The organism is Pseudomonas sp. EL_65y_Pfl2_R96, assembly GCF_963970905.1.
Classification (GTDB): domain Bacteria; phylum Pseudomonadota; class Gammaproteobacteria; order Pseudomonadales; family Pseudomonadaceae; genus Aquipseudomonas.
This window is the reverse complement of sequence record NZ_CAXAQH010000058.1, coordinates 1-9,997: the sequence shown is the minus strand read 5'-3', so window position 1 is coordinate 9,997 and position 9,997 is coordinate 1. Positions and strand designations below refer to the sequence as shown.

Annotated in this window: 9 protein-coding genes; 2 read left to right on the top strand and 7 right to left on the bottom strand. The window is 49.8% G+C overall.

The window, feature by feature from the left end; genetic code table 11:
• Positions 1-89: 89 nt before the first annotated feature.
• Both AACY49_RS29005 and AACY49_RS29000 read left to right on the top strand, forming a co-directional pair.
• Positions 90-350, top strand: a complete 261-nt coding sequence (locus AACY49_RS29005) for a DUF6429 family protein (RefSeq protein ID WP_025859586.1) — start codon at positions 90-92, stop codon at positions 348-350.
• A 393-nt stretch (positions 351-743) separates the two neighbouring features.
• Positions 744-1,040, top strand: a complete 297-nt coding sequence (locus tag AACY49_RS29000) for a hypothetical protein (RefSeq protein ID WP_339527590.1) — start codon at positions 744-746, stop codon at positions 1,038-1,040.
• A 290-nt stretch (positions 1,041-1,330) separates the two neighbouring features.
• Here the strand turns inward: AACY49_RS29000 and AACY49_RS28995 are convergent, their stop codons facing one another.
• From AACY49_RS28995 to AACY49_RS28965, 7 genes are all read right to left on the bottom strand, one after another.
• On the bottom strand, positions 1,331-2,287 hold the full coding sequence (locus AACY49_RS28995; RefSeq protein ID WP_339527589.1) for a DUF6708 domain-containing protein: 957 nt from the start codon (positions 2,285-2,287) through the stop codon (positions 1,331-1,333).
• 101 nt (positions 2,288-2,388) lie between these two features.
• The gene (locus AACY49_RS28990; protein ID WP_339527588.1) at positions 2,389-3,006 is read right to left on the bottom strand and encodes a tetratricopeptide repeat protein; all 618 of its coding nucleotides are present in this window, start codon (positions 3,004-3,006) and stop codon (positions 2,389-2,391) included.
• Between the two features lie 5 nt (positions 3,007-3,011).
• On the bottom strand, positions 3,012-3,983 hold the full coding sequence (locus tag AACY49_RS28985) for a tetratricopeptide repeat protein (RefSeq protein ID WP_339527587.1): 972 nt from the start codon (positions 3,981-3,983) through the stop codon (positions 3,012-3,014).
• 4 nt (positions 3,984-3,987) lie between these two features.
• The gene (locus tag AACY49_RS28980) at positions 3,988-4,965 is read right to left on the bottom strand and encodes a tetratricopeptide repeat protein (RefSeq protein ID WP_339527586.1); all 978 of its coding nucleotides are present in this window, start codon (positions 4,963-4,965) and stop codon (positions 3,988-3,990) included.
• 19 nt (positions 4,966-4,984) lie between these two features.
• Positions 4,985-8,287: a hypothetical protein gene (locus AACY49_RS28975; RefSeq protein ID WP_339527585.1), complete on the bottom strand. Its 3,303-nt coding sequence runs from the start codon at positions 8,285-8,287 to the stop codon at positions 4,985-4,987.
• Between the two features lie 36 nt (positions 8,288-8,323).
• Positions 8,324-9,187, bottom strand: a complete 864-nt coding sequence (locus AACY49_RS28970; RefSeq protein ID WP_339527584.1) for a DUF4123 domain-containing protein — start codon at positions 9,185-9,187, stop codon at positions 8,324-8,326.
• On the bottom strand, positions 9,178-9,997 hold an 820-nt coding region (locus tag AACY49_RS28965), incomplete at its 5' end, for a bacteriophage T4 gp5 trimerisation domain-containing protein (protein ID WP_339527583.1). The genes AACY49_RS28970 and AACY49_RS28965, both read right to left, overlap by 10 nt.

The following is a 9,997-nucleotide window of genomic DNA, read 5'->3' as shown; positions in this document are numbered from 1 at the left end:
CGCCGGTATCGCGTAGTTAAACGCGCTATCCATCTTGCTGGCTGGTAGGGTTTACGGTGAGCTTAAAGAATACGAGCGGAGCAACGATCATGGAATACGACGATAAACTGATTGAAGAAGCCGTGCTGGCCCTGTTGGCAACCTTCAGTTTTGATAACGGTAATGCTTGGAAAGGGTTCGACTTCGAGACCATGAGCCGATTACATGAACATGGTTTCATCAGTAATCCGGTGAACAAGAACAAATCGATTTGGTTAACGGCTGAAGGGTTGGAGCGAGGTCGGCAGATAGCCGACCGGTTGTTTGGGGTAGGAACCCAAGGGGAGCATGTATCCGAGTCGGATACCTGACTTCATACCACGGCCATCTGGTAGGTGGGGTTTATGGATCGCATACACTCCATCCTTCCGATTACACGGAATAAACCTTAGAAATCTTCATCCCGTTCCTACAAGCGAGGGCGCCTTGTCGTCTTTCGCCAACCAGCATCCAGCGTTTACTGTTAGGCATCGCTGCAAAATCAGCGAACAGGTTTGGTCACCTGAGAACAGTGCACATATGTGTGCCATGATTCGCCTTGCGGACATCTATGTCCTTATGGCGCATTGTTGTGGCGGCTGTGTGCAGGACGCCTTCGGGCGAGCTGAGTTACTGTTCTCGGTTGACCAAGCCTGTACACAGTCTGCCTCCCATCGTTTGGTCACGGTGCTGGCGGTTACTTCAAAACAGATGAGTAGCTTACTATGCCAACGATAAATCCTTTCCCCGAACGCTACCGTTCAATCAAAAGCAGCGTTACCGATTCAAATCCCTTGGTGATCGATACAGAAGCCAATCCCCAAGACATCCTCGAATCCGCGTTGCAGCGCATCCGAGCCTCCAGCCAGTTACTTGAAACACTCCACTGCCTATGCTTCAAGCACGGCGATGTTCGGGACATTCCGCACATTACTCATGCGCTTTATCTGCTGACCCAGGATGGTTGCGATCTGCTGCAGGTTGCGCAGCAGCGGATGATGGGCTGGAAAGCGCCGGTCTGACGTCACAGCATTACAAACAAGCCAGTCTCCTGTGGACGCTGGCTTGTTTGCGGGGCGCTGGAGAATTTCTTTTCTGAAAATAAGCCTTTCTCAACTCACTGCTATTCGTTAAAAAATCATCGTGATCTTGGCATTCTTTTTTTTCGCTATCCAGCGATCCATTTTGACTTTATGTTTCGGCGCCTGGATGGCGGAGCCGTAAACGTCTTGAAATGTCAGATCAAGAAACTTCTTTATATGGTGTGATTTGGATAAATAGAACAGGTGTGTCATTTGTTATCGAACGTGATTCAAACCGACAGTCCACGCTCACGCTCAAGATCTATGAGGCGCGTCGTAGGTCCATCAGATTTTAATCTCTCGGTAACAATTTCGGGCCAGAGATTTCGCGTTTTACGCTTTGCATAGTCGTATGTAAAATCTTGTATCGCATTGGTTGGGTAAAAAATAAGATGCCCAATAAACATGAAGGCGTCTGATGCGCTAAGGAAATTGCTGCCTTCAGACTGAAGTTTTTTGTCCGTGATTGTTTTTTTCCAATAAGCCAGGAAGTCTGATTTCCTGATGTTGCTCGACAACTGACTTCTAACGAATTCGTCCGAATCGGTATGTTTTCCGTTTTTATCGAACCACGGGCCGTTGTTCATGTAACTGCGGATATACTCCCAAAAGCTTTTTTGCATGTTTAGCGTTTTCCCCATGGGAGAACCTAAACTTACCATGGCTAAATATTCCGGTTCTCCCAACCGTTTTACTAAGATTTCTAGGGATGCATTGTTTATGCTTCCGGTGTAAATTCCGGTCATTTGAAATTCGCAAGCAATTGCCTGGATATCATCCCAAGGGGTATGAAAAAGCTCGCCAGCCTTGTCAAAATAGACTTCTCGAGTTCGGCGGTTAAAAAGTATGGGCAAGGGTAACGGCTTTCTTGTTTCCAAAAAAAACGGAACAAAAAACATCGCAGCCCCTAAAAAAAAGCATAGCCCAACTAAATCCCAGCGCCCTTTTAACATCATCATCAAGGCAAGAACCAGACTGGCCAATGAGCCAACACCTGCTGCCATTCCGGTTATACCTCCCCGATCAGCATCTCCTGCCACTTGTAGAGTTAAGTAATTGGTAGTGTGTTCATCTGTAATAAATAGTTCAAGCGGCAGTTGCCCTGTGCTTTCGTTGGGTTGCAGAGTGATGTTAGATGTTTTTCCATACTTTGACACTGCCTGTGCTATGAGGTCTTTCAGAGCCATGCTAGTTCCTTGATTTCGATAGGGAGTAGGGCTGCTTTTTCGTTCCATTGACGATAGCCCTCCATATCATTTTTTTTTGCCGAGAATTACGACGTACTCTCTCATCCCCTTTGGATAGCCTCCTTCCGCAGATGCCTTAAACCATTTCTCAACTGACTCTGGCGCTGCCAAGGAAGAAAAAAACCTTCTCCTTGCTTCTCCGTTATTCCCATCCAATACTGTGCTATAGGGTGCCCAGCATCTGCTGCTCTCTTCAGCCAGTTTTTTTCGACTGTTAGCTCATACATTATGTACATTGACTCAGTATCACCATTTTCTGCTTTCGGTTTGGCAATGTTTTGTGCTTGTTTCAACCATTCAATAGGAGCTTTTTGTTCCGTTGCACAGTTCTCCAGTTTCTTACACAGGTCGTCAGTGTTACGACCTAACTGAATCATTGCGTACAGATCTCCTTGCTCAGCAGCGACTTCATACCACTTCTGAGATTCAGGATTCATGTAATGATTTTTCTTCCTTATCAATTCACCCAAATAATATTGCGCTTCAGCGTCGCCAGCCTCTGCGGCAATTGTTAGATGAGGTAGCGATGAAGTGATCTTGAGTTGATTGTAAAGTGCTGTGCCTAGTGTTTTATCTGCTTGCTGTTGCGGTGTTAGTTGAGTTTGCGCGCCAACTGAAAATGTTAGCGCTAATAGCCCCCATAAAAATGAAATTTTCACCGCGTTTAACGACTCAGCTTGTCAGGGAAAAATGAAAGTGGAGGATGAGTGATCTTCCATTTCTGAGCGAACTCTTTAGCTTCAATTATCTGTTCGGGTGTCATTTTTTCTGCAATTTTTGGGAGTTTGCTTTCTACTCTGGCCTGTATTCCGCCACCGCCGTCTAGTTCCCTCAAAGAGTATACAAGTGCATAGCCTTTAATTATATCGAATGGGGAACCATATTTGTCCGGCTCATGAGCGAGATCGGATCCATAGCCATAAACTGTAGATGCGTAACCTGCTAATGCTGCTTGTTCATTCCAATGGCGAAAGCCATCCATATCTCCCTTTTCGTACAAGATCGCCGCATATTCCATCATCGATTTTGGATATCCGCCTTCTGCCGATGCTTTGAACCATTTTTCAATTGCTTCCGTGCGCTTACATGGTAGAAAAAATTCATCACCTTGTTTGTAGCCCACGGCCATCCAATATTGTGCGAGTGCAAAACCGGCAGAGGCTGATTTTTCAAGCCAGTTTTTTTCTAACGTAAGCTCGTACATGACGTACATAGTCTCGGCGTCTCCGGCGTCTGCTTTGGGTTTTGCTAAATCTCGGGCTTCATTTAACCACTCAACCGGTTTCTTTTGATCTTTGGGGCAATCATTTTTCAGGTCGCAAATATCATTTTTGCTGCGGCCGAGTTGGATCATGGCATACAGGTCACCTTGAGTGGCAGCCGCCTCATACCACTTATGTGCTTCAGCACTCATATAGTGATTTTTCTTTCTGAAAGATTCTCCCAAAAAGTACTGTGCTTCGTGATCTCCGGCTTCAGCAGCAACGGTAAGGAAGGGGATTGCTGAAACAGCTTTGAGTTGGTTGTGCAAGATCAGCCCTTCATGTTTTGCTGAAATCTGATCTCTTGTAAGTTGAGCATAGGCATTGACTGAAATTGTCCAAATTAACAGTCCACTGAAAAGGGAGGCTTTCATTGGATTAACGGCTAAGCTTTTCTGGGAAAAATGATACTGGAGGATGGGTTGCTTTCCATGTCTCAGCAAATTTTTCTGCCTCAATGATTTGTTTAGAAGTGATTTTTGAGGAGGTTTTGTGAAGTTGATCCTTCACGTCCGCCTGCATTCCTCCTCCACCATCTAATTCCTTCAGCAGGTAAATCAGCGCATATCCTTTTACAATATCGAGAGGATAACCATATAGGTCTGGCTCGTGAGCTAAATCCGAACCATACTCAAATATTGAGGATGCATAACCAGTTAGAGCTGCTTTTTCGTTCCATTGACGATAGCCCTCCATATCTTTTTTTTCGCCAAGAATTACTGCGTACTCTCTCATCCCTTTTGGATAGCCTCCTTCAGCAGATGCCTTAAACCATTTTTCAATTGACTCTTGGCGCTGCCAAGGAAGAAAAAAGCCTTCCCCTTGCATCTCCGTTATCCCCATCCAATATTGTGCTATTGGGTGCCCAGCATCTGCCGCTCTCTTTAGCCAGTTTTTATCGACTGTTAGCTCATACATTATGTACATTGACTCTGCATCACCATTTTCTGCTTTAGGTTTGGCGATGCTTTGTGCTTGTTTCAACCATTCAATAGGAGCTTTTTGTTCAGTTGCACAGTTTTCCAGTTTTTTACACAGGTCGTCAGTGTTACGACCTAACTGAATCATTGCGTACAAATCTCCTTGCTCAGCAGCGGCTTCATACCATTTCTGAGACTCAGGATTCATGTAATGATTTTTTTTTCGCAACGACTCAGCCAAAAAATATTGTGCCTCCTGATCTCCGGCTTCTGCTGCGATAGCCAAGAAAGGTGTGGCAGAGACTGACTTTAGTTGATTATAAAAAATCAATCCTTGGTCTTTTGCGGACTTCTGCTCTGGTGAGAGTTGCGCTAGTGCAATGCTTGAAAATAAGAAAAATAATGTCGCGGTTGAGAGTAGCTCTTTTAATTTCATATTTATCTCGGAAATATTTTTACTGATTGGGGCCGTTGTAGGTCGCTTTGCCCGATACGATATAAGTTCTTCCAAAATATTGGCTTCGCTGGCAGAAACCATCAAAATTACCGCCCAATAATTTCACGTGGGATTTGTAGCGCTCTCGCATCAAGTCCCCTCTGCGCTGTTCAAGACGTATTACGCCTTCAGCCATAAAGTTGTCTAGCAGCAACCGATTATCGCAATATTCCTGGCCGCCGGTCTCAGGTTTAACACCGAAGCGGTTCATGCGCATACATGCTTCTTCGAACTGGCGTTGGGCTTTATCCATAGAGTTTTGTTTTTGAGCACTTTCCACTATCCAGCCTAGAACTCGCTCTATCGCTTGTTGCTGGATGAAATATGCTTGTGATTCATCATATGCCCGCTCATTTTTTTCTGTGCTAACGGATGAGTCGACAGTCGCGACCTTAAATGCTGTTGGTGGGCTAATCAATGTTTTTAGTAACGGGCCCAACGCCCCTGGAATGGCATTCACGCACCACTCTTCAAGTTCTGCCTGATTCTCATAGTTAACAATAGTATCTGCAATCGGCCCACCTTTGCCCGCGGCAGTCAACGATTCATAGATCGACATAACCATGTCAATACCAAGCAAATACACCATGCCCACATCAAAACCGCAGAGAGCCAAAGTGTTTAAATTGGACATCAAAGTAATTGCTTTTTCATCCACCATAATAAACGGATTCTGCTTGTTTTTATAAAGCTCTCGCCGAAACAGGTTGATCAACTCTGTCACCGCGTCGTAACCCACTTCGAACTTGAAAGCCCCACCCACGCCTGGCCCCGCTACCAACGAAGCCTTCAGCACCAGAATTAAGCGGCCATCATACAGCGAGATACTTGCTTCGCCCTTGGCACCCAAACCCGCCGCCACGTTTAGTTCAGCGGTCAAACGGGCGAGGCTGAACCACTCGTTGGTCTTCATCGAGTCTTTAGACCCGCGTGTGGGTGCCCTTTGCAGCAGTGCGACTTCGGAAGGAGGAGCCCAGTTCAAGGCGCCGGTAACCATGATTCCTGATTGCAAGCCTGCGAATAAATTGAATGCCGCTTTGCCTCCATTCTGCACTTGCAGGTTGGTGGGGGCTCCCTTGATTTGGTTGCTGGTTTGCGTCTGAGCGAAATCGCGCTTGTCTCCGGTACGGACCACGGGTTCAGGTGGGGCCAAATGGAATCCGGCGTTGCCAACATCCAGTGCTATCTCGGAGGAAAGCAGCAGAGAAGCACCGGCATAACCCCAAGCCTTGGCGCCGAGATACAACGAAAACCGGCCCAGATTGAGGGTTTGTTGGACGCTATGAGCGTCCAGATAGGTGAATGTGATTTCTTTGGCTTTGCTGCGTTCCGGTAGATCGACTTTGAACAGTTCGACCTCGCCACGGGCAAGGTCGACGCCGAATGACGCTTTGGCCGAAGCTTTAAATCCTTCCGCTACAGTAAAAGCGGGGCCTTCGACTTTGGTTGATCCGTGAATGATGTCCTTGGATGACGAAGTCAGGCAGCGAACCAGTTGCGCTTGTGGGCTGATATCGAATATGCGGAAAGTCTTGCGCACATTGTCTTTGAACAGAACTTGCTGCAAGCGTACGCCCCATTCTTTACGGGAGCCCGCACTTTCAAGACCGCTGACTTCGTACTTTTTGTCTTGCAGGAAGCTGTAAAACTTTTCAATCTCGAACCAGCCTTCAGCAGAAAACCAGTCACTTTCCTGGTCCTTGATTCGCAGTGCGCCTTCCTGTTCTAGCCACTGGCCGAACAAATTCAGTTCACTGTCGGTGGAAGCTTTTCCAGTGCTGTTGCCTGGACGCTTTTGGAGGTCTTTGACCTTGGCGCGGACCTTTTTCCAATCGTCTTTGAGTGTTTTTTGAAGTCTTGGAAGCGAATACATACTGAGGTAAGTCAGCGGTTTCTTCAGATCGTCCAGCATGCTCATTTCATGCAGCGGAAAACCATCCTTGACGAGCCGATCAATTGGCTTGGCCTGGAATTGCTCCGGCTCCCATAAAAGATGGCGTCGAACAGGCGCGGCTTCCATGTTCTTCTCGGCCTGTAGCCGCAACTTTTCTTTATCTGCCTGCAAACGGTCCCATTCGGCGCGCTCGATGGAAACAAGGTTTGCCGGAGCTTTGGCTTGCCGTCCGCTTGCTTCGATCCAGCCTTTGTATTTTTTGCTGAGACGTTCGTTGACTTCTGTTTGCTTCTTCTCAAGCGCCAGGTATTGCTTGAATAAGTCGACACCACCTTCGACCGAAGCGCCAGTAGCAGGAGTCAGGGCGAATTCGGGTAGCGCGATTCCGTATTGAGCAACATGGGTAATGGAATCAAGGTAAGCAACATAGATCGCTTTTCTTTTTAAGCGCTGTGTTTCCTGATCGCGCACGTAAGTACACAGAGGGAGTTGGTTATTCGTTCCGCAAGTCGCGACATCGTCTAGCCGCTTTTTGTCTGCAGCCAACAATGGCGCAAGTTCAGCCGAGCCTAAAGTGGCCAGGTCTTTTTCTTTGAGTAAGGTTTCTCGAGCTTTGAGGTATTTCTGCACGCCCTCACGAGCCGCAATGGCTTCGGGCGAGTAGAGATTTCCACTTTCGTAGGCGTAGCCCTTTTCTTTGGCTGCGGCGATGGCGACGCGCTTCAACGTTTGCCATTCACTATGAATTCCACGCACCCGCGTTGCGTCTTGTTGCGCTGCCATCCACTCGGACTTTTTGATGTCATCTTGTTCAAGTCGGGTGAGCTGTGTCGAGGGAGTCGGGACAGGCGCCATTGCAGCCTTTCTCTGCTGCTGCGCCACTAGCAAGGTAGCATCGAGATCACTGATGCTAGGGTATTGCGCCTCAATCTCGAGCATTCGCGCTTGCTGCTCGCCCGCGAGAAAGTTACCCAACTTGGGTTCGAGGAAGTATTCAAGCAAACCGGTGCTGTAAAGGCCTTTTTTACGTTCCTCGGGTGATTTGCTCGTGCTGACCTTTTGATCCAAATCATTAGCCGCTTCTTTGAGCGCCGAGGTTGTGCGATCTGGAAGCAGCCAGAATGACTCGTTCTCAGTGTCATAAATCGCGCTGCCGTAGGTTGTTGAACACGGCGTTTTTACTTTGTCATACGAGCCTGGCGTTTCATCCGGAACGTCGGGCTGCTCGCCGATGTCCCGTGGTGTCTTCGCACAGGTTTCTTCTGCTGCTGGTGCAGCAGGTGCCGTTGAGGTGACGGCATCGGTCGATGGCTGTGCGGCAGGTGTCGAGAAATCAACCTTGGGTGCTTCAGCGATATTGGATTCCATAAATGCTTCCATTCATTCGTTACGCGGACGGGTTCATCAGGCGGCGCTGGTGGCGAGTTGCTTCAGCTGTTCAACCTTGATGAACGACTCTTCCCTGGATTGCAGGATGGACATGGCTTGGGGCTGCGTTTCGAGCAGCGGGCCGTTGGCGATGTCGGTCAGTTTGAGCAAATGCCGGCCTTCGTAGATGTTGTGAGCGACCAATACATCAAGGTTTGCCGCGATGTTGGGCAGCTCTTCGTCAGTCGGTTCGCCGAATGCGGTGTATTGCTCATCGACCCAGTAGACCCAGCCCAGTCGCTCTTGGATCTTCGGCGCATCTTCCGGCAGGTTGAACGCTGAGACGTCGCCCAGCCATTTGAGTTCCGAGACTGGGCGCCAGCTCAACCAGTTGCCGTTGCGGGCTCCGAAATGGGTTGGGGCAGGGGTGTAGACGTGTTGCCACGGGCCGAAGAGCTGGTGGGCGGTTTCGCCGGCGGAGTAGGCCAGTGCAGCCCATAGGCTCGGTTTGTGATAGCTCAGCAGGCTTTGGCCACCGGAACCGTCATTGGCGCGCAACAGCCAGCGTGCATGGGCCAAGGCCTTGACCGGGTCGTCAGTGGTCAGGGCGATGCCGGCAAAGTTTTCTGCGCAAAGCGCTGCGGCTTCGGCGGCCAGTCGACTGCCCCAGGGGGCGGTGAGCCACAAGGGGCCGTCAGCGGCGATCTCGGCGAAATCGGTGCCGATGAACAACCCTTGAGAGTGCATCGGCTCGCCGACACGGTAGAGGCGACTCATGGCCTCAGGCTGGCGAGTGCGGTCGATGATGAAACACAGCGCTTGGCTGGATGATTCTCTTGGTAGTTGCTCGAACGAATGACGGGGTTCGGCGAGGAGGGCGTTCAACGCTTTTACATGCATGTGCAATCCTTACGGCTGCAAGCGCCGTTGCTCTGTTTGCCGCACAACGGGGTGATGCCGGACTCATTCAGGCGTTTGGGCAGCGGGATCGGGACTTTGCCCGCAGCATCAGCATCCGCCACCTTCATCAGCCCCGGCAACAACGGCGCAGCAGGCGTACCCGCACCCGGCCCGCCACCCGAATTCACCTTCACCTCAGCCCCACTAATCGTCACGCCACCCGCATCAATCTTCACAAAGCTCCCACCAGCCTTGGCCGTCAGCTCCATGCCACCCTCAACCACCACCTTCTCCCCAGCGTGGTAGTGAATCTCTTGCCCCGCCTCGACAAACTGCGCCGTCCCGATCTTCACATGCTGAGTCACGCCGACGGTGAGGTGATCGTCCGCCCGCGCTTCGGTCTTGCGATCCAGATGGGTAATCCGATGCTCTTCGACCTTGAACTCGCTGAACACGTTGGCCTCGACCGTGTCATGCCGTTCATTGCCGACGCGAATTTTCTGGTCGTGCTCGATGTTTTCATCCCAGTCGCGTTGGGCGTGCAGGTAGATCTGTTCCGCGCCTTTTTTGTCTTCGATGCGAAACTCGTTGTAGCCCTTACCACCCGGCGAACTCAGGGTTTTGAAGGTGCTGCGGGTTTTGTTCGCCGGCAGGTCGTAGGGGACGACGTGTTCCTTGTGGTACAGGCAGCCGGTGATCAGCGGCTGGTCCGGGTCGCCTTCGAGGAAGGTGACGAGTACTTCCATGCCAATGCGCGGGATGGCGATGCCGCCGTAGGCGTTGCCGGCCCAGCCGGTGGCGACGCGCAGC

Bases quoted from the DNA above. Each gene is read 5' to 3' on its own strand.
- AACY49_RS29000 (WP_339527590.1), top strand. From the start codon at position 744: ATGCCAACGATAAATCCTTTCCCCGAACGCTACCGTTCAATCAAAAGC.
- AACY49_RS29005 (WP_025859586.1), top strand. From the start codon at position 90: ATGGAATACGACGATAAACTGATTGAAGAAGCCGTGCTGGCCCTGTTG.
- AACY49_RS28995 (WP_339527589.1), bottom strand. From the start codon at position 2,287: ATGGCTCTGAAAGACCTCATAGCACAGGCAGTGTCAAAGTATGGAAAA.
- AACY49_RS28980 (WP_339527586.1), bottom strand. From the start codon at position 4,965: ATGAAATTAAAAGAGCTACTCTCAACCGCGACATTATTTTTCTTATTT.
- AACY49_RS28985 (WP_339527587.1), bottom strand. From the start codon at position 3,983: ATGAAAGCCTCCCTTTTCAGTGGACTGTTAATTTGGACAATTTCAGTC.
- AACY49_RS28970 (WP_339527584.1), bottom strand. From the start codon at position 9,187: ATGCATGTAAAAGCGTTGAACGCCCTCCTCGCCGAACCCCGTCATTCG.
- AACY49_RS28975 (WP_339527585.1), bottom strand. From the start codon at position 8,287: ATGGAATCCAATATCGCTGAAGCACCCAAGGTTGATTTCTCGACACCT.